General features: G+C 39.8%; 21 protein-coding genes. 5 read left to right on the top strand and 16 right to left on the bottom strand.

Annotated features, from left to right (window positions below; translation table 11 throughout):
• Positions 1–557: 557 nt before the first annotated feature.
• Entirely contained in the window at positions 558–779 is a 222-nt protein-coding gene (locus CIL03_RS17920; protein ID WP_094887249.1) for a hypothetical protein, read from the bottom strand.
• Between the two features lie 363 nt (positions 780–1,142).
• Between CIL03_RS17920 and pdaB the strand changes: the two genes are divergently transcribed.
• Positions 1,143–1,901 carry a polysaccharide deacetylase family sporulation protein PdaB gene (gene pdaB, locus CIL03_RS17915; protein WP_094887248.1) on the top strand — a complete coding sequence of 253 codons (759 nt, stop codon included), beginning with the start codon at positions 1,143–1,145 and terminating at the stop codon, positions 1,899–1,901.
• A gap of 211 nt (positions 1,902–2,112) precedes the next feature.
• On the opposite strand, the gene CIL03_RS17910 is transcribed toward pdaB, so the two are convergent.
• Positions 2,113–2,742 (bottom strand): KinB-signaling pathway activation protein, encoded by a 630-nt coding sequence (locus tag CIL03_RS17910; RefSeq protein WP_094887247.1) that lies wholly within the window; start codon positions 2,740–2,742, stop codon positions 2,113–2,115.
• 164 nt (positions 2,743–2,906) lie between these two features.
• Here CIL03_RS17910 and gerD point away from each other — a divergent pair, with 164 nt between their 5' ends.
• Entirely contained in the window at positions 2,907–3,557 is a 651-nt protein-coding gene (gerD, locus tag CIL03_RS17905; protein WP_094887246.1) for a spore germination lipoprotein GerD, read from the top strand.
• Between the two features lie 60 nt (positions 3,558–3,617).
• On the opposite strand, the gene CIL03_RS17900 is transcribed toward gerD, so the two are convergent.
• Positions 3,618–4,676 (bottom strand): Mrp/NBP35 family ATP-binding protein, encoded by a 1,059-nt coding sequence (locus tag CIL03_RS17900; protein WP_094887245.1) that lies wholly within the window; start codon positions 4,674–4,676, stop codon positions 3,618–3,620.
• Between the two features lie 114 nt (positions 4,677–4,790).
• Positions 4,791–5,516: an N-acetylmuramoyl-L-alanine amidase CwlD gene (gene cwlD / locus CIL03_RS17895; protein WP_094887244.1), complete on the bottom strand. Its 726-nt coding sequence runs from the start codon at positions 5,514–5,516 to the stop codon at positions 4,791–4,793.
• 170 nt (positions 5,517–5,686) lie between these two features.
• Between cwlD and CIL03_RS17890 the strand changes: the two genes are divergently transcribed.
• Positions 5,687–6,136, top strand: coding sequence for a DUF948 domain-containing protein (locus CIL03_RS17890; RefSeq protein WP_094887243.1), 450 nt, complete (start codon positions 5,687–5,689; stop codon positions 6,134–6,136).
• Positions 6,137–6,481: 345 nt separating this feature from the next.
• Here the strand turns inward: CIL03_RS17890 and CIL03_RS17885 are convergent, their stop codons facing one another.
• The 3 genes from CIL03_RS17885 to CIL03_RS17875 are packed head-to-tail and all read right to left on the bottom strand — an operon-like array spanning position 6,482 to position 7,643.
• A complete protein-coding gene (locus CIL03_RS17885) occupies positions 6,482–6,706 on the bottom strand; it encodes a hypothetical protein (RefSeq protein WP_094887242.1) in 225 nt (74 codons plus the stop codon).
• A complete protein-coding gene (locus CIL03_RS17880; protein WP_094887241.1) occupies positions 6,690–7,151 on the bottom strand; it encodes a DUF948 domain-containing protein in 462 nt (153 codons plus the stop codon). Before CIL03_RS17880 ends, CIL03_RS17885 begins: the two co-directional genes overlap by 17 nt.
• A gap of 15 nt (positions 7,152–7,166) precedes the next feature.
• Entirely contained in the window at positions 7,167–7,643 is a 477-nt protein-coding gene (locus CIL03_RS17875; protein WP_094887240.1) for a DUF948 domain-containing protein, read from the bottom strand.
• Between the two features lie 129 nt (positions 7,644–7,772).
• Between CIL03_RS17875 and CIL03_RS17870 the strand changes: the two genes are divergently transcribed.
• Complete coding sequence (locus CIL03_RS17870; RefSeq protein ID WP_094887239.1) at positions 7,773–8,582, top strand: YihY/virulence factor BrkB family protein; 810 nt, start codon at positions 7,773–7,775, stop codon at positions 8,580–8,582.
• Positions 8,583–8,635: 53 nt separating this feature from the next.
• Here CIL03_RS17870 and CIL03_RS17865 read toward each other — a convergent pair whose 3' ends face one another.
• The 3 genes from CIL03_RS17865 to CIL03_RS17855 all read right to left on the bottom strand — a co-directional run bounded on the left by CIL03_RS17865 (position 8,636) and on the right by CIL03_RS17855 (position 11,830).
• On the bottom strand, positions 8,636–9,877 hold the full coding sequence (locus tag CIL03_RS17865; protein WP_094887238.1) for an efflux RND transporter periplasmic adaptor subunit: 1,242 nt from the start codon (positions 9,875–9,877) through the stop codon (positions 8,636–8,638).
• On the bottom strand, positions 9,874–10,548 hold the full coding sequence (locus CIL03_RS17860; protein WP_094887237.1) for a hypothetical protein: 675 nt from the start codon (positions 10,546–10,548) through the stop codon (positions 9,874–9,876). Before CIL03_RS17860 ends, CIL03_RS17865 begins: the two co-directional genes overlap by 4 nt.
• Positions 10,549–10,672: 124 nt before the next feature.
• Entirely contained in the window at positions 10,673–11,830 is a 1,158-nt protein-coding gene (locus CIL03_RS17855) for a GNAT family N-acetyltransferase (RefSeq protein ID WP_240508143.1), read from the bottom strand.
• Positions 11,831–11,997: 167 nt separating this feature from the next.
• Here CIL03_RS17855 and CIL03_RS17850 point away from each other — a divergent pair, with 167 nt between their 5' ends.
• Positions 11,998–13,404: a vWA domain-containing protein gene (locus CIL03_RS17850; RefSeq protein ID WP_094887235.1), complete on the top strand. Its 1,407-nt coding sequence runs from the start codon at positions 11,998–12,000 to the stop codon at positions 13,402–13,404.
• Positions 13,405–13,612: 208 nt separating this feature from the next.
• Here the strand turns inward: CIL03_RS17850 and rpsI are convergent, their stop codons facing one another.
• The 6 genes from rpsI to CIL03_RS17820 form a co-directional block, all read right to left on the bottom strand.
• Positions 13,613–14,005 carry a 30S ribosomal protein S9 gene (rpsI, locus tag CIL03_RS17845; RefSeq protein ID WP_094887234.1) on the bottom strand — a complete coding sequence of 131 codons (393 nt, stop codon included), beginning with the start codon at positions 14,003–14,005 and terminating at the stop codon, positions 13,613–13,615.
• Positions 14,006–14,024: 19 nt separating this feature from the next.
• The gene (rplM, locus tag CIL03_RS17840; RefSeq protein WP_094887233.1) at positions 14,025–14,462 is read right to left on the bottom strand and encodes a 50S ribosomal protein L13; all 438 of its coding nucleotides are present in this window, start codon (positions 14,460–14,462) and stop codon (positions 14,025–14,027) included.
• Between the two features lie 175 nt (positions 14,463–14,637).
• Entirely contained in the window at positions 14,638–15,390 is a 753-nt protein-coding gene (gene truA / locus CIL03_RS17835; RefSeq protein WP_094887232.1) for a tRNA pseudouridine(38-40) synthase TruA, read from the bottom strand.
• 15 nt (positions 15,391–15,405) lie between these two features.
• The gene (locus CIL03_RS17830) at positions 15,406–16,206 is read right to left on the bottom strand and encodes an energy-coupling factor transporter transmembrane component T family protein (protein WP_094887231.1); all 801 of its coding nucleotides are present in this window, start codon (positions 16,204–16,206) and stop codon (positions 15,406–15,408) included.
• The gene (locus CIL03_RS17825; protein ID WP_094887230.1) at positions 16,199–17,071 is read right to left on the bottom strand and encodes an energy-coupling factor ABC transporter ATP-binding protein; all 873 of its coding nucleotides are present in this window, start codon (positions 17,069–17,071) and stop codon (positions 16,199–16,201) included. Before CIL03_RS17825 ends, CIL03_RS17830 begins: the two co-directional genes overlap by 8 nt.
• A complete protein-coding gene (locus tag CIL03_RS17820; protein ID WP_094887229.1) occupies positions 17,047–17,886 on the bottom strand; it encodes an energy-coupling factor ABC transporter ATP-binding protein in 840 nt (279 codons plus the stop codon). The genes CIL03_RS17825 and CIL03_RS17820 overlap by 25 nt, the downstream gene beginning before the upstream one ends.
• Positions 17,887–18,291 lie beyond the last annotated feature (405 nt).

The following is an 18,291-nucleotide window of genomic DNA, read 5'->3' as shown; positions in this document are numbered from 1 at the left end:
GGAATCGACACCAATCAATTCCATCAATTGTCTTAGCTTTTCAGAAGTGTTACCTTCTGAGTTTCTTAAAGAAAAAACAGTTCATGTTTTTCCTGACATACTGGTTGTTTTGTTCAGTTTTCAAGGATCAATTTTCTAGTTTGTCGTTTTTTGCGACGAAATATAATTTATCATGTTTCCTGTTTATTGTCAACAGATTTTGATAAAAAGTTTTTCTTTAAATGAAAACTTGTTTCGCCAAATGACAACAGAAATTAATATAGCATATTTAAATTATAAGTTCAATAGGAAAAAATATAAACAGTTAAATCTGAAAATTTATCATCTAGTCAATACATACGGTAATTATAATAGAATAACCCCACTGGGCAGTTGCTGCTTCTTATAAAATAATTCATCGGGTGAATGGTCTGCACTATTTCACCCGATGAGAAAGCAGGATCTAATTACATCAAACTATTTTTCCAGGGTAAATTATCCAATCGTTTTTCTAATTCCAACAGTTTATTAGGTATTGGATTTGAAAGTATTCACGCAAACAGCAACATCATTCCACTCTATTGATTTTCGCTGCGTTTCGGCATATACTTCATGCATTCTTTTTCACTTGCCACTCGACGGAATAATTGAAACAGAATCCGATATCTTTCGCGCATTGCCCGTTTCACCATATGATCAATCCGGTGGTCCTCCAGATCCATCAGCAGTTCTTCCAGTTCGCGTCTCAGCAGATACTCAATTTCCTTTTGTTCCATCTCATTGATTAATAAGCCTAACATTACACTCACCTCTATCTCTTAAACTCGCGTCCATATTTTTACCCTATGTCTATTCTAATTGGTTGTTCATTTTTCACTTACATCATTCGTAAAAAATGATGAATTTTGTCGGTTTTTTTATTTTGTAAGAGCCAACCGCATAAATTTTTCTACCATTAACGATACTATACCCAAATTTCCTGCTTATCTATCCACTACAGACAAATTTCAACAGAAAGTTGGTCTCGCCAGTATGGTAAACCCATTTTCCCGCGAAAGTCACTCTTCCTTATACATATATTGTTGTTTAGCTTGTTCTTATTTAATGCTTCTATTCATAGACTGATTAAAAAGAAGGACAAGTTTCAACGGGAGGGGTTTTTGATGCAGCACTTTTATGTTTGGCGTTTTCATAAGTGGAAGCGCTGGCTGATCGTCGTATTATTTGCACTGTTTACTGCGACATTTGTCTGGTTTGAACGGGATGGAGCATTTTCGGTTTTTTCCAAAGAGGAACCGGCTGCATTGACGAAAGGAAATGCCAATGAATCAAACATTTCTTTAACCTTCAATATAAGCTGGGGCGAGGAAAAGGTTTTTGATATTTTAAAACAGCTGGAAGCAAATCAGACGCAGGCTACTTTTTTTATCAGTGGTGAATGGGCAGAACGGCATCCAGATATTTTAGAGGAAATTACCGAGGGGAAACATGAGATTGGCATGATGGGCTATCGGTATAAGAGCTATCTTGACCAGGAAATAGACCAGGTTCGAAAAGATCTGCTCCATGCCAGAGAGGTTTTTGAGAAATTAGGATATGAAGACGTGAATTTGCTGCGGACTCCAAGCGGACATTTCAATAAAGAAATTATTGAAATGGCTGAGGATATGGGTTTTAAAGTTATCCATTGGAATGTTAATCCGAATGACTGGAAAAACCCAGGATCAGATGTCATCATTGATACTGTTATGAAGCAAACTTCAAACGGAGATATTCTATTGCTTCATGCTTCTGATTCCGTCAAGCAAACCGCAAATGCTTTAAAGACAATTCTTCCAGGGTTAACGAATAAAGGATTTCAGTTTGTCACACTATCCGAATTAATTAACCAGGCTCACGCAGATGCGGAATTAGTTGAATAATTGGCTTAAAGAGAATGTTCAAAAAATCACCAAATTATAAGCGTCGAATCTCGCACGAAGGCTTGTTTTTCCGATACTCATGTATCAATTGCATACGTTCCATTCGTCAAAACTTCGCCGCCTCGACCTTCTTGCTTCTAATTTGGCAACTTTTGAACACATAATATTAAAAAGCATGGAAAACGCCGCTTCAGCGTTCCATGCTCTTTTTTTAAGCTTTTTTGGTATTTGCTTTATTAGCATCTTTACCTGAATCCTTGTTGTTAATACGATGCAGCGCCAGCAGCTGATAGGTATTACAAGTAAGTAAGGTAATTATCATCAGCCACGCATAGTCTGTTCCTTCCGTTCGAAGTCCGGGAACCCACTCAATTGCTGTTATGACGACCATTAAAAACAGTGCAGGTACAAAGGCATGCTTCTCGGTTTCTTTTGCTTTAATTTTAGCAATGATCCAGCCATATCCCAGAATTGCTGCAGCCATGAGAATATACCAGAAAACAGAAACTTCACCTTTAGTTGCCTGGTATGGGAAATAAATTAAGTCAAAAACTACAAAGGCTATCAGTAAAACCTGAACCAGTGGCCAGTAAGACCGGAAAAAGCCAAGTCCAAAACGGTTAATATACAAATATGCGAAAAAGCCGGTTTGACTGACTACAGCGAATACCATTCCCAATCCAATAAAAAATAATACCAAACCGAGTAATTCCATAAAATCAACTGGATTCAGGTTTTTACTGTATTCACCGGTTTTCACAAAAAAGCTCGTGATTAATCCTGCAATTCCTCCCAGAAATAGGGTTTTAAAAAAGAAATTTACCAATTTACGACTATTCAATCCAATTTCCTCCTGTTATCTATGTAACGAATAAAAATCGCTAAATTTTTCATGTGGTCATTCCATTGGTATTTTACCATGAAGACGTATTATTTTCCTTACGAAAGTGAATATTTTTATAAATTGTCACTCATATTAAGTATGTAGGAGAGGAGGTTTTCCTGATGAAACGATTATTTTTCATGACAATTATATGTTTATCCATCATCTTCATAAGTGCATGTGGTGGAGGAGAATCCTCCGGTAAAGATGGTGAATATGACACAACGAAAAAGATGGTTGTTGATATATTACAAACAGAGGATGGCAAAAAAGCGCTGCAGGAAATAATGGCGGACGAAAAAATGAAGCAGGAGCTTGTAATCCAATCTGATGTTGTTAAAGAGTCTATAAACGAAACACTTGTATCTGAAAAAGGCTCACAAATGTGGAGTACCTTATTTAAGGATCCCAAATTTGTGGAAGGCTATGCAAAATCCATGGAAGAAGAACAAAAAAAGTTAATGAAAAATTTAATGAATGATGCCGATTATCAGAAACAAATGCTTGAAATATTGCAAAACCCTGAAATAAATGATCAAATCCTAACGATATTGAAGGGACAGCAATTTCGTGCCCATCTGGAGGAAACGATCCAGCAGACACTCGAAACGCCATTATTCCAGGCCAAAATCCAAGAGATACTTCTAAAAGCTGCTGAAAAGCAAGGGCAAGGTGAAGGTGGCAAGGGCGGCGGATCACAGGGTGGCGGCCCTGAAAGCGGAGAAAACCAAGGAGAAAGCGGGCAAGGTGAAGGCGGCGGTGGTGGCAGTTAATCCTGCTGCGCTAATCCAAAAACGGGATGTCCCCATTATTTGGACATCCCGCATTCTATTTTACTCTTCCATTTTCGCTATTACTTTTGCGGCAATTTTATGGAATTCTTTACCTAGTGGATGATCTTCCTGATAAATGGAAGGTGCAAATTCATCCTCTTCTTCATATGGCTGTTGCAGTGGCAATGACCCAAGCACTTTTGTTTTTAGTACTTCTGCCAGCTTTTGGCCTCCACCTTGTCCGAAAACATATTCTTTTTCTCCGGTAGCTTTACTTTCGAAATAGGCCATGTTTTCAACAACGCCAAGAATTTCATGATTTGTTTTTATTGCCATTTGTCCAGCACGTGCAGCAACAAATGCTGCAGTTGGATGTGGTGTCGTAACAATGACTTCTTTTGATGTAGGAAGAAGTTCATGAACGTCCATCGCAATATCTCCAGTTCCTGGTGGCAGATCAAGCAATAGGTAATCCAGGTCTCCCCATTCTACTTCTGAGAAGAAGCTGTTAATCATTTTCCCAAGCATAGGCCCACGCCAGATGATTGGTGAATTGTCTTCAACAAAAAAGCCCATGGAAATTACCTTTACACCAAAGCGTTCGACTGGGATAATTTTTTCTCCGCGAACTGCCGGACGGTTTTCTACACCCATCATATCTGGAACACTGAAGCCGTAAATATCGGCATCAATAATACCAACTTTCTTGCCAAGACGCATAAGTGAAATAGCCAGGTTCACTGTAACCGTTGATTTCCCTACGCCGCCCTTACCACTGGCAATTGTGACAAAATGTGGGTTGGAGCCTCCGCCCAATAAAGTCTTTTCCTGCTCCTGTTCAGCTGCTGGCTGATATTTTCTTATTACTTCGTCAGGAAGCTGTTCAAAACGCAACCCAACCGTTGTTGCACCATTTTTCTTTAAAATACCAACAATCTCCTGTTGCAGCTGCATTTGCTCACCAGTATTTGTTTTACCAATGCCTACTTTAACACTGACGTGATTTTTCTCTTCCTTGATTGTGATGCTCTTTACCGCATCAAGTTCTTCGAATGTTTTATGTAAAAACGGATCCATAACCGGATTTAGAAGTTGTACAATTTCGTCTTTTGATAACATCTATCCCACCATCCTTTTCCAGCAAATAAATTACGCTATTAAAGCGCGTCCATTGCTAGTATAACACAAATCGCTCAAATTCTAAGTGATATGAATCATGGGATTCTAATAAGACTAGTCCTCCGTTTCTTCCATGTCCTCCGTTACATACCTGAGAATGCCTTCATAGATGCTTGCTGCCATTTTCTGCTGATAATCCTCCTGCTTCAGCAATTCCCGCTCTGTTTCATTGGATAAAAATCCGATTTCCACCAAAGCTCCTGGAATTTCAGCATGTTTCAGCAAATACATACCATTAATCGCCAATGGAGATCGAGTTGTATTTTCCAGGTTGCGAATGATCTCCGCCTGAACCATTTTTGCCAGATATCTGCTTTCATCAAATTTTGGATAATAGAATGTCTGCGCCCCGCTCCACTTTGTAGATGGAAGTGCATTCAGATGAACCGTAATGAAAAAATCAGCATTTTTATCATGAATAAACTCCATCCGGTTTCGAATATCCTCCGCTTTTCTCCGGGAAAGACCAGTTGTATCGTCAGCGGCTAAATCTTTATCCTCTTCCCTTGTAAGGTAGACCAGTGCCCCGGACTGCTGCAGGTAGCTCTGTAATTTTTTAGCTACTGTCAGGGAAATTCCTTTTTCTTCAGTATTGTCTTTCCCAACAGCTCCACCATCGGGACCTCCATGGCCTGGATCGATTACGATTGTCTTTCCGGAAAGTGGCATCGACCAGGAACCTCCCCATGTTTTCTGTGATTCCTGAACGGGAAATTGAATCAGGAATGCCAATAAAAGCACACCTGTCCCCCAAAACATGAACTTCTTCGTTCGTTTCATCTCACTCGCCCCTTATCATCCTTGCTTTCATTATTTTATGGGACAAGTTGCAGGTTTATGACAATACATACCTCATGTAAATAGTGCAATACTAGATAAAGAAACGTTTACTTATTTTGATGAAGTGGTATGATTAAAAGAAATAAGAATATCAGAAAGGGGAGACAGGAATGGATTGGTTAGGTATAGGGGTTTTGGTAATTGGCGTTGCACTTTTAGTACTTGTTTTTTTACTTATAAAACCACTGACAAAACTTGCAGAAGTATTTGATAACCTGCAAAAAACAACGAGTGAATTGCCTGATACGGTGGAAGAAATTACTTCTGAAGCGAAAAAGGCAATCAGTTCTGGAACAGAAACGCTCCAGCAAATTAATACTCAGATAAAAGAATTGAGTCCATTATTTTACATTGTCGGCGATGCAGGAAGAGCAACAAATCATTTATCGTCTTCCATGGTTGAAGCAGTTACGAAAATGGAAACCAAGACAGAGGCTGCAAATGATTTTACCCACCGCAAAAATCTGGAAGGATTGTATGGTGCATTGACATTGGGGTACTTTATTTTTCAGAAAAGCAGGGAATTTAATAAAGAGAAGAACGTAATTGATGTGAATTAGACAGGGAATGGGCTTATTGTGAGCTCATTCTTTTTTTACAGGATGAGAATGATGGTTCAGGTGCATGCGGAGTGTGCTATGTGGGAAGTTTCTTACTTCTTTATCAGGTAGAAAGGGTGCATAAAAGCAAGTACATGACGTTTTATGCTCTTCATCACCTGGAACAGGCACATAAGTACTCTCTACGTTACCTTTCAACCTACATTCCAGCTAAAGATGTCACATTGGACCACGCTACATAACGTTTTATGCTACATACCAGCAATTTGCGCCCATAACCTTGCTCCATCACCCAAAACTAAAAACACACGAGCTTTTCCTTCCAGAAAAATTCGTGTGCTGCTGTCACTGACTTATCTTTTGATTTACTTCCTGCTTAATCCCGTCAATCTGATCTGCACGTTTCTTTCCGTCTTCATAAATCTTTTTCTCAAGATTCTTTGCTTTATCTAGGAAGGATTCGTAGCCTTCCAGCTGTTTTCGCTTATGGTTGAAGCTTCGGAAGAACCAGCCAAGCGTCACACCGCCCAATGCACCGGCTATCATTGTATAACTACTTTTGTTGTTCATTGGATGAGGCTCCTTCTGTTTCTGCTTTTGCCTGTTTGCGTTTTCTCATCATGTAGTAGGTAAGTGCGAAGGATCCGTATAAACCGCCAAGACTGTTTTCTTTGGTAACTTCCTTGCTGTCATTTGTTTTCTTTTTAAGTGTTTCTGTAACATCCACTAATGATGAGGAAAATTTCCTTGTTACATTTCCAACGTCGCCGGCAATATAAAATAATGGGCTCAGCTGTTTCAGCTTATCATTCACATCGCGCAGTGAATGATTGCTTTCCCCGATTAGCTCACCTGTTTCCTTAAAAACATCATCAAGCTGATCGGGCAGTCTGTCTACTGTTTTTTCAACACCCCGCAGTACACCTGCTAAGTTATTTAAGGTATGGGCGATAAAGATTGCAATGATTAAAACTGCCACACCGATAAGTATTACACCAATTCCAGTTAAATCCATGTTTATCCCTCTCTCTTAAGATTGTTTAAATGGTACGATGTTTGTGTTTTCGTCCTGGACCATTACTTCATTTTTTTCTTTCGTTTTTTTCTTTTTCCATTTGGAATAGAGGAGAAATGCCGCTTCACCCCACTTTAATCCTTCAACAAACGGTTTCATTTTTCGGTCAAAGTCCTGCTCCGAAAGATGTTTTGAATGTTCACCGTAAACATAATTGATGGAATTAACGGAAGTGCCCATGTTTTCCATTGTATCTACAAGGCTGTCTGTTGCTTTCAATTTTTCACTTACATCATCAACAAGTTTATCCGTTTCTTGAATGGTTTGTCTTATTTCAGGAGTAATATGTTTTAGTTTCGTTTCCACTTCTCCCAATGATTTTCCAAGGGTCTCTAATGTATCAGAAACTCGTTTCAATAAAACTGCTGCATAAATAACTACAATTGCAAATGCGATTGCCAATAATAAACAAATTAAGTAAAAGAATCCCATTATCAATAAACCTCCTTATTAAGGAATTATACCACTAGTCCCTGCAAATAAAACTCTGACGTTTTTACCGATTGAATCCCGAAGATTACGGGTACAAAAAGGTAATAACACTTTTTTGGAGGAACGAATATGTCGAAATTTAAATCATTTGGAAAAGACTTTATGACAAAATTCAAGGAAGATAACGTAACACTGCTCGCTGCAGCACAAGCCTACTATTATCTGCTTTCTATCGTTCCGCTTCTGGTTGTTTGTTTTGCACTAATCCCTTATTTTAATATTAATCCGGCAGATGCTGTCGGTTTTATGAAAAATGCCCTGCCAAGTGAAATTGCATCGATTTTCGAGGAAAATATCATCAGTATTGTCGAAACCCCACAGGGCGGCATGCTGGTTATCGGGATAATTGGTGCCCTCTGGTCTGCCTCTGCGGGTATTAATGCATTTATTCAGGCTTCCAATCAAGCGTATGATGTCGAAGAAACGCGTAATTTTATTGTTGTTCGTCTGATCGCATTAGGATTAACCTTTGGCATGATTATTGCACTTGTCGTTGCTATTCTTTTGCCTGTCTTTGGCAATGTAATCCTCGGATTTCTAAAATCATTTCTCGGACTTTCCGAAAGCATGTCCATTGTGTTTCAAGTATTGCGCTGGGCTGTAAGTATTATTATTCTGACAGGATTGCTTATGATATTATACCGTTTTGCACCGAACAAAAATCTGCCAATTAAGCACATCATTCCAGGAGCACTTGTTGCAAGTATCCTCTGGCAGCTGATATCCCTGGGCTTTTCCTTCTATGTCAGTAATTTCGGAAGCTATTCAGCGACATACGGAAGCCTTGGCGGAATTATCATTCTGATGATCTGGTTCTTTTTAACCGGCTTAATCTTAATGATTGGTGCGATAACCAATGTTTTATTTCACCGAGCATAATTACGTGATGGAGAATTTGCAGCGGAATCAACCCTGAAAAGCTGATTTCGCTCTTATCTTGATACAATCCCAATCAGAAGGTCCATGTCCCAGTCTGGTGGTACAGCTGTAACCACATCATTCCAGGTGCTCTGGTCCAGCTTCAATGGTGTTATAAATGTTGCGCCATTTCTAAATTGGCGTGTAGATTCTTCTGCTACCCATTCACCTGTGTTGACACCTTTTGTAATTTCCAGCATTTCATCCATATAAATCCCTGTTTCAACGTCTTGTGCCAATAGTTTACCTTCATTTGTCAATTTCCATACAGTTCCTGTAAAAACAGAATCCTCAAAGAGAACTGTTGCATCTTGTGACTCTTTTTTAGTAATGGCTAAATCTGCATGATAGCCCGGAAGAAGCTCCTCAAGCTCTGCATCCTCATTAAATGTAATATTGAAAGGATAAATACTTTCTCCCTCTACGCTGATTTCCTTAGGAGAATTCTTCACATCATTAACTGCACCTTCAGCCAAGAGAGACTTTTCTGTTACCCTTACCTCTGTTTTCATGCCCTGCTCTATTTCTGTTCGTTCTTGTTCAGTCAGCTCACCTTCTGCAAATAGCTGTGTGCTTTCGATGGTGATTATGGGATCATCCAGCGATGTGGATACTTCCTTTACAATCCCCTCATAAGGACTTTCAACTGTGATGGTATTACCTGTTGCTCTAAGCTCATCCAGCTGTGACTGAACGCTATCAACCTGAGCATTTTTCTGATTCAATTCTTTTTCCTTTTCAATCAGGTACTGCTCCTTCATCACTTCTGCTTCCACCGGTTCCTGCTGATTTTCAATAATAATGTTCCCTTCTGAAAGATCTGCTTGAAATGGAGCTGAACTCGAGGTAGACGTACTTGGAATCCTGTATCCATTCATCTGTGTAATTGCCGATTGGATTGCCGTTATTTCGCCACTTAATGTTTCCATCTCCTGCATGAGCATAGCTTCGGTTTCATAATAATTGGTCACGGTATACGAATACAGCTCGTCCCCAACCTTTACTTCATTTCCTTCATCAATCAGAAATTCCTGAAAACTTCCTAATGTTTTATCAAAATAAACCTGTTCCTTCTCTGCATATGCCAGGACGCCCTCTTTAAAAAGCTTATCAGCCATGTCTGTTTCAAAGGCCTCGGACCAGTCCTTGATATAGGAAGTTCGATTAATCTTATTTTCATCATCAAGAAAAACCAATAAAACATTTACTCCAATAAATAGTGCAATTGCTGCTAATATAATTTTTTTCAGCTTCATGCAAACCACCCACTTACGATGTATGTATCAGCATAGGCAAGCAACGCGGCAACACACCAGAATAAAATGTGCAAACCAATTACATTAATCCAGATCCAGCGTTTCCTAATGGATGAGAATCCGTTCAAGTATTTTACCTGGAACCAAATAATCCATAATTGAAATAGCGAAATTGCTCCGAAAAAGTAGATAGCCCATGAAACTTCTGTCAAATAGGAGGCTATAATTCCAAATGATAATGGCGAAACATACCAGTCAAGCCCATTTAAAGTAACCAGCGGAATCCAGATGATTCGCTCGATCAGCATCACGAATAAGACAAGCTGCTGCATGATCAGCAATTTTCGATAAGGTATGCCTGTCAATAAATAAAAAAGCAATGATGGCAGAAATAAAATAATACAGGCAAACACAATCGCATAGACCATTCGTCCAATAATAAACCAGAACTTACTTTGCTCATACTCCAGTTGACCTCCCTGTACTGCTGTTGATGAAATCATATCTGTACCGATTCCAAGCATTGCCATCCAGGTATATACTACAATACATAAAAGGATAAGTAAGACAGTAGCTTTCCATAATTTATGTATCTTTTCTGCCTTATGTATCCGAAACAGATGGTCATCCAGGGAAAAAAGCATTCTAAATACATTAACGTAATATGTCATATTTTCGATTACATTCCTTTTTTAGGTCGTATTTCAGGTTGCATTAATTTTAACGTATAAATTGATATAATTCTATCACTTTTTGCATAATAGTTAATTATGTCTAATAGGATTCTCGCAGATTTTAGAAAAAATCCGCGAAAAATGCTTGGTTTTCTGGAATAAGCCTTTCAAGCTGTACGACAGCCGCTTCATCTCCTTGAAGCAATTCAAGCTCATGGTAATCGTTTGGCCGTTTAAAGCCCAGAAGCATTCCCGTTAGAACCTGTATGGAACATTGGATGCCATTCCCCTTATGTGATTGAATGTGGCTGACACTGTTCACTCCAGTCTCTGCTCGGACCTGGTAGGTTCCATTGTTTTCCGGAAAGAAGTCATCCAGAATGGTGACCGCAAATTTCTCATCAGCCGCAAATGGATATTCCTGCAGAAACTTCTGTACATCGACAATTCGTGCCATAAAATACGGCTCCAGTTTTTGTTCAAATCGTGGCTCGTCCAGCAGAAGTGATAGTTTATCATTTTCCGGAACCACCATTTTAACTTTTTCCGCCATGGAATCATGGTTCGCGATAAATCCGAGCAGCAGCTTCCACCCATTTAAATTGCTATGCACCAATTCCGTTATCTTCACAACATTATCTTTTACCTTAAATAAAACATAGCCCTCTGCCTGATCCTGTTCATTATAAGCAACTGCAATCTGATGTTTTCGGTTTAACACTCGCTGTTCCCACCATTTTTCGTCACGTTCAAGCATGCCATTAAATGACTTTGCATAATTGGTATATAAATGATGGAGTAAAGGAACATCGGGCTGTATGCGCCTTACATAGCCCTTTGCATCCCATTTCTTTTTCAACTTGTTTATTGGAAGAGTAAGTTGCAATTCATTAAAAGCATGTTCCCAGCCATACTTACGGTAAAATCGAAAAGAAAAAGGATGAAGATAGGAAATGATTTGACCATTTTCCTTCATGTATTTTAATGAATGATGCAGCAGATCCTTTACCATTCCCTGTCTTCGGTACTCCGGCCATGTAGCCACTGCGCTGATTCCGCCCATGTTAAAGATCTTACCATTTATATAGCATGACAATGGAATAAGATGCAGCTTGGCCGCGAGGTTATCTCCATCCATCCAGCCCCAAACCTTATGTCGCTTCACCTCTTCTTTTTTATCATGCATTTCCTCCTCGGACAATTCATATTGAAATGCAAACTGGGACAGAGAAAAAATTGCATCATAATTTTCTTCGGTTAGTGTTTTAATATTTTTCAATGTGAAATCCTCCTTACAGACAGGTTCTCTTTCTACCATGATAAATGAAAAATTAATTGTTGTAAGTAAAATTGTCCAATTTTGACAATTTAGTTATTAATACCGATGAATTAGGTATTTCCTCATGGTAAACTAAAAAATACATAGGAAATAAGGAGAGAGCTTACATGAATAAACATAGGAAATATATTGTATTAGTACTGTTGCTTTTTGTATTGACTGCTTGCTCTTCTGATAAAGAGGATACAACGGAGGCAGCTTCTGAAAAAACAGCAGATGCACCAGAGGAAGAATCCATTGAAGAGGAGGTAGCGGCGAAGACAGAAGCTAATGAATACAAACCTAAGGAAATTGAGTATTACGAGCTAACAGGCACCGCTCGTCCTTTAACAGATTATGAGAAAGAACTCCTGCGTAAACCTGGTCCATATAGTGGTGATAATTACGATGAGGCAGCTGTTCAGGCGGAGCTTGATAAATTGCCTGCAGACCTTACAACAGAACAATATACCGAAGAAATGATTCATTTACTTGTAGAAGATTATCATGAAGAAGTAGAAATTTTCGTTAATTTTAACTCAGAAGTGGAAACTTCCGTAGCAAGCCCTGATGGCAGCATAAATCAGCCTGAAATGAAAACGGCACACTATGCCATTCTAATCGATGCAAGCGGCAGTATGGCAGCAGAGACGAGCGGAAAAACAAGATGGCAAGCAGCGCAGGAGGCCGTTACGGAGTTTGCCGAACAAATTCCTGAGAATGCAACCATTTCTTTGAGGGTATATGGACATGAAGGAACAGGGTCCGACGCAGATAAAGCATTGTCTTGTGAAAGCACGGAAAGCTTTTATAATGATCAATATGAAGCAGAAACTTTTAAAACGGCTTTAAACAAAGCAAAACCAGCCGGATGGACACCAATTGCACTAGGCCTAGAAACGGTGAAGGAAGATATTCCGGAATCAGCTGATGAATCAATTGTCTATGTCGTCAGTGATGGGATAGAGACATGCGATGGTGACCCAGTCAAAGCCGCCAGTGAGCTGGTAGATGCTGATATTCAGACCGCTGTAAACATTATCGGCTTCGATGTGGATAATGAAGGGCAAAAGCTTTTAAAAGATGTAGCAACTGCCGGCAATGGTGAATTCGTTTATGTAGGATCAGAAACACAATTAAAAGATTATATGAGAGAGCAATACGAACAGTTGGAAAAGGAATGGAGAGAGTGGAAGGAAGAAGGAAAAAAGCAGTCCAGAGAAATTAAGGAAGAAAAGAAAGCTCTGGCAAGAGAAACAAAAGAAAGCATGAAGGATAAAAGCAGACAGGAAAAAGAACGATTAAAAGCTGCTCAGGAATACCTGGAAGATCGTTTCGATGATTATGATCACCCTGCTCGGAAAACCTTCTCTCCAATTGTGGATTATGCAAATGAGAAGTGGAGCTATGCGGTTGATATTGGAAATGAATTGTGGAGTGAAAGTGTTAAGAGCGGCAACGACGAATGGAGTGACTATGTGGATGAAGGAAATGAAAAGATACAGGATGCAAGGGATAAGAAGAATGATCAGTAGGCAATTTTAGTAGTGATTGTACTGTGGCTGGAGAGTTGAGAGATAACGCTACGGAGTTGAGAGATAACCAAGGTTTATATGGTTATCTCCCAACTAGTAAGGGCTGTCTCTCAACTTTATATGGTTGTCTCTCAACTCAGCACACTCCACCAAAAAAACAGCCTTTTTTCCAAAATGGAAAAAAGGCTGTTTTTGATTGTTTGTTTGATTAACGTTTTGAGAACTGAGGTGCACGACGAGCGCCTTTAAGACCGTATTTTTTACGTTCTTTAGCACGAGAGTCACGAGTCAGATATCCTTCGCGTTTTAGAGAAGCGCGATATTCAGGATCCGCTTCTAAAAGAGCACGAGCGATACCATGACGGATTGCACCAGCTTGACCAGTGAATCCTCCACCATGAACGTTTACTTCAACGTCATAAGTTCCTTGAGTTTCTGTAGCCGCTAGTGGCTGATTTAGAATTAAAAGCTGTGTTTCATATGGAAAATAGTCTTTTGCTTCACGACCATTGATTGTTATATTTCCTGTACCAGGTACTAAATGTACACGTGCAGTTGATTTCTTGCGTCGACCTGTACCGTAATATTGTACTTGTGCCAATTGTTTTACCTCCTTTTAATTATCCACGAAGCTCGTAAACTTCTGGTTTTTGTGCTTGATGATTGTGTTCAGAACCTCTGAATACGTGCAATTTCTTACCCATTTTACGGCCTAATGGACCTTTAGGAAGCATACCTTTGACAGCAAGCTCTAGCATTTGCTCAGGGTATTTTGTACGCATTTCGTCAGCATTGCGTTCTTTCAATCCACCTGGGTGGTTAGTGTGACGATAGTACATTTTGTCATTAATTTTGTTTCCAGTAAGTTCTATTTTCTCAGCGTTGATGATGATTACATTATCACCAGTATCAGCATGTGGTGTGTAAGTTGGTTTGTGCTTTCCGCGAAGGATTGCAGCAACTTCACTTGCTAAGCGACCAAGACGTTGGCCTTCAGCATCCACAACGAGCCATTTGCGTTCAATATTATTTTCATTCGCCATGAATGTTGTGCGCATGATAGTTTCCCTCCATATTTCAATCATTCGATTCATTTGTTATTTTATATTTCAACATAATTAGATTCCGGGGCTAATCATGGTTTAGAAATAAAATGCCATAAATCATAATATATCATATGAGGACTGTTTGTCAAGCTTTTCTGCGGATTTTCCATACTCTATTACATTTAATTTAATCCAAAGATTTATATTTCACATTCCATAAATATAAACCTTGTGGCGGGACCGTTTCTCCCACAAACTGGCGGTCTTTTTTTCCAAGCAGTGCAGTAATATCTTCAGGCTTTCTTCTGCCCTGGCCAACGTCAAGTAAAACTCCAACAATAATTCGCACCATGTTATATAAAAAGCCGCTCCCCCGGAAAATAAACTCGACTTCTGATCCTTGCTTCTCGCAAGTTACTTGGAACAGTGTCCTTACTTTGCTGCCTTTTGTTGTTGCTTTTGCTGAGGAAAAGGTTGTGAAATCATGTGTGCCCTCAATATACAAGCAAGCCTCCTGAACAGCTGCCATATCTATATTATAGCGAAAGTGATAGGCGTAATTTCGTTTAAATACATCCGGTTCTTTTTCATTCCAGACATAATAGCGATACTCCTTTTCCATTACATCGTACCGTGCATGAAACGAATCTGGCACAAAGGAAACATCCTGTACAAATAAATCACCAGGAAGAAGTGTATTTAACGCTTGCTTCCAATTAGCCTTTGGGATGCTGTAGGGCGTTTCAAAATGAATCGTTTGCCTTTTGGCATGAACGCCAGTATCTGTCCTTCCAGAGGCTTGTATTCGTACATGAGCACCCTTGTGCATCGTAGTTAGTGCTTGTTCCAGTGCACCCTGTACCGTACGTTTTTTGGGCTGGATCTGGAATCCGGAAAATTGAGATCCATCATAGCTGATAATACATTTTACTTTTTCCATTTCCTAAAGCCTCTCTCAATAATTTCTTGTAAGGAACAGCCCGGCAATTGCACATGCAAACAGCAGATAGACCAGAATATCCCGTTTTTCTATTTTCAGTTCCCTTAGCTTTGTACGGCCTTCACCGCCCTGGTAACCTCTGGCTTCCATGGCCATTGCCAATTCCTCGGCACGTTTGAAGGCACTGACAAAAAGTGGAACCAGTAATGGAACAACCGCTTTTGCCCGTTCTTTAATTGGCCCTGTCCGAAAATCAACTCCACGTGAGGCCTGTGCTTTTGATATCTTATCCGTTTCCTGCATAAGTGTTGGGATAAAGCGCAGTGAAATGGACATCATTAAAGCAAGCTCGTGTACCGGGAATTTAACCTTTTTCAACGGGTGAAGCATGTCCTCGATTGCATCTGTAATTTCAATCGGTGTTGTCGTCAGGGTTAACATTGAAGTCATCAGGATGAGCAAGAAGAACCTCATCGAAATAGCAATCCCCTGAATAAGCCCGCCGGTATAAAATTGAAATAAATATAAATCAAAGAAGACAGTTCCTTCTTTTGTTACGAATAAGTGCAGAATAAATGTAAAAACAATTAAAAACCATACCGGGGTCAGACCCTTTAAAATAAAACGTATTGGCACACGTGATATAAACATACTTGATAGTGCGAAAACTGTTAATATGGTATAGCTGACCAGATTATTCGCAAAGAATACAATAAAGACGAAAAAGAAAATAATCGTTATTTTTGTTCTTGGATCAAGCCGGTGGATCAGCGAATTACCTGGAACATACTGGCCGATAATCATCGAGTTATTCATGAGGCGCCGCCCCCTTAACAATGCCTTGAATTGATTGGGCGATTTCTTTGATTGACTGTCTTTCAAATGGAATCGGCTTCCCGAATTTTGCTTCAAATAAATTTAAGAACTGAACCATTTCTGGAACATCAAGCTGCACTTTGTTAAGTGCATCCTTTTGTATAAAAACTTCCTCGGGTTTTCCTTCCATATACTTGGTCCCTTTATTCATGATGATGACATGATCAGCATACTTCACCGCATCCTCCATGCTGTGTGTTACAAGTACGGTTGTTAATCCCTGTTCCTTATGCAGGTTATAAAACATGTCCATTATATCTTTTTGTCCACGGGGATCTAAGCCTGCTGTTGGTTCATCCAGAACAAGCACATCTGGTTTAACGGCCAGGACACCTGCAATCGCTACCCTTCGCATCTGTCCGCCACTTAAATCAAATGGGGATCTTTCAAGCAGTTCCTCTGGCAGCCCAACCGCTGGTATGATCTCCTGAATTCTCCTTTTAATTTCATCTTCTGGAACGCCAAAATTCTCAGGGCCGAAAGCAATGTCTTTTCCAACCGTCTCTTCAAATAACTGATGCTCCGGATATTGAAATACAACCCCAACTTTACTGCGCAATTCTTTCATGCTTTCCGGCTTTTTTCCTTGGGTTAAATGAAAATCACCAACGGTTACCTCACCTTCACTTGGAATCACCATACCATTCAAATGCTGGATAAGCGTGGATTTACCAGAACCGGTATGTCCGATTATTGCGACAAATGAACCGGATGGAATATGGAATGATAAATCCTCAATTGCTTTATGCGCAAATGGTGTATTACGCTGATAAATATAGGTTACGTTCTTGAATGTAATGTCCATAGGCCCTCCAACAATTCTTCTTGGTTTAGTGGTTCCCTTTCAATGTTTATACCTGCCGCATTTAATTCATCCGCTAAAATGGTTACAAATGGCACATCTAGACCTATCTTCCGCAGCTCATCTTTTTTTGCAAAGATTTCACGAGGCACAGCTTCATCCCAGATCTCGCCATTATTCATTACAATCACACGCTCAGCCTGAACAACCTCATGCAAATCATGTGTAATTGTTATTAGGGAAAGATCATTTTTATCCTGTACTTCGGATACGGTGCTCATAATCTCGGTACGCCCTTTTGGATCAAGCATCGCGGTAGCCTCATCCAAAATGAGCACCTTTGGCGAAATAGCCAATACACTTGCAATGGCAACACGCTGTTTTTGCCCGCCGGAAAGCCGGTGTGGTTCTGTCATGTGATATTCCTGCATACCCACTGCTGACAGTGTTTCATTAATGCGCTTAATCATTTCTTCTCGCGGAATACCACGATTTTCCATGCCAAATGCTACATCATCCTGTACCGTTGTTCCGACAAACTGATTATCCGGATTTTGAAAAACCATTCCCACATCCCTGCGAATACTCCAGATACTCTCATCATTCACCTGCTGCCCATCAATGATAATTTCTCCTTCCTGGGGGAATAATAAACCATTCATCAGTTTAGCAATGGTCGACTTTCCAGAACCATTGTGGCCAATAATCGCAAGCCATTCCTTTTCATAAACGTCAAAGGAAACATTTCTTAGCACCCAGGGCTGCTCATCTCCATATCGAAACGATACATTTCTAAACTCAATTATTTTCTTTCTCATGCTAGTTCCTCCTCTGTCTCTCCTGCCTGGGATTTTTTATGTATAATGATTTGCATAGTTTGTCCGCTCGCTGTGGAGTGGAAGAGTTAAAGTTGAGAGATAGGCCTAATTAGTTGAGAGAAAACTGTGAGGAGTTGAGAGATAAATCCGTAAAGTTGAGAGATAATTAAATTTCTCTTCATCTTCTCTCAACTTTAACCTAGTGTCTCTCAACTTTACGGCAATCCCTCTCAACTAAAGCCAGTCAAATCATTTTCAACAAATATTTTTATATATTTGGAGCTGGGCAAGCCGCTATACTTTTCCTGTCTAGTACCGCGTGGGCTAGAGACTCCGGCCATAAGCATTAGACACTCCGAGCGGCAAAACCACCCGCTCTGCGGTCTCCTGCTTATGACCTGCGTC

The organism is Virgibacillus indicus, from assembly GCF_002266285.1.
Taxonomy (GTDB): Bacteria; Bacillota; Bacilli; order Bacillales; family Amphibacillaceae; genus Virgibacillus_K; species Virgibacillus_K indicus.
Note: the sequence above shows the minus strand (reverse complement) of the source record. Positions and strands in the feature narration are given on the sequence as shown.

Coding starts and splice junctions, on each gene's coding strand:
- truA (WP_094887232.1), bottom strand. CDS start 15,390: ATGGAAAAAGTAAAATGTATTATCAGCTATGATGGATCTCAATTTTCC.
- CIL03_RS17830 (WP_094887231.1), bottom strand. CDS start 16,206: ATGAATAACTCGATGATTATCGGCCAGTATGTTCCAGGTAATTCGCTG.
- CIL03_RS17865 (WP_094887238.1), bottom strand. CDS start 9,877: ATGAAGCTGAAAAAAATTATATTAGCAGCAATTGCACTATTTATTGGA.
- CIL03_RS17890 (WP_094887243.1), top strand. CDS start 5,687: ATGGATTGGTTAGGTATAGGGGTTTTGGTAATTGGCGTTGCACTTTTA.
- rplM (WP_094887233.1), bottom strand. CDS start 14,462: ATGCGCACAACATTCATGGCGAATGAAAATAATATTGAACGCAAATGG.
- CIL03_RS17885 (WP_094887242.1), bottom strand. CDS start 6,706: ATGAACAACAAAAGTAGTTATACAATGATAGCCGGTGCATTGGGCGGT.
- CIL03_RS17820 (WP_094887229.1), bottom strand. CDS start 17,886: ATGAGAAAGAAAATAATTGAGTTTAGAAATGTATCGTTTCGATATGGA.
- CIL03_RS17860 (WP_094887237.1), bottom strand. CDS start 10,548: ATGACATATTACGTTAATGTATTTAGAATGCTTTTTTCCCTGGATGAC.
- gerD (WP_094887246.1), top strand. CDS start 2,907: ATGAAACGATTATTTTTCATGACAATTATATGTTTATCCATCATCTTC.
- CIL03_RS17920 (WP_094887249.1), bottom strand. CDS start 779: ATGTTAGGCTTATTAATCAATGAGATGGAACAAAAGGAAATTGAGTAT.
- CIL03_RS17880 (WP_094887241.1), bottom strand. CDS start 7,151: ATGGATTTAACTGGAATTGGTGTAATACTTATCGGTGTGGCAGTTTTA.
- cwlD (WP_094887244.1), bottom strand. CDS start 5,516: ATGAAACGAACGAAGAAGTTCATGTTTTGGGGGACAGGTGTGCTTTTA.
- CIL03_RS17825 (WP_094887230.1), bottom strand. CDS start 17,071: ATGGACATTACATTCAAGAACGTAACCTATATTTATCAGCGTAATACA.
- CIL03_RS17850 (WP_094887235.1), top strand. CDS start 11,998: ATGAATAAACATAGGAAATATATTGTATTAGTACTGTTGCTTTTTGTA.
- pdaB (WP_094887248.1), top strand. CDS start 1,143: ATGCAGCACTTTTATGTTTGGCGTTTTCATAAGTGGAAGCGCTGGCTG.
- CIL03_RS17900 (WP_094887245.1), bottom strand. CDS start 4,676: ATGTTATCAAAAGACGAAATTGTACAACTTCTAAATCCGGTTATGGAT.
- CIL03_RS17875 (WP_094887240.1), bottom strand. CDS start 7,643: ATGGGATTCTTTTACTTAATTTGTTTATTATTGGCAATCGCATTTGCA.
- CIL03_RS17870 (WP_094887239.1), top strand. CDS start 7,773: ATGTCGAAATTTAAATCATTTGGAAAAGACTTTATGACAAAATTCAAG.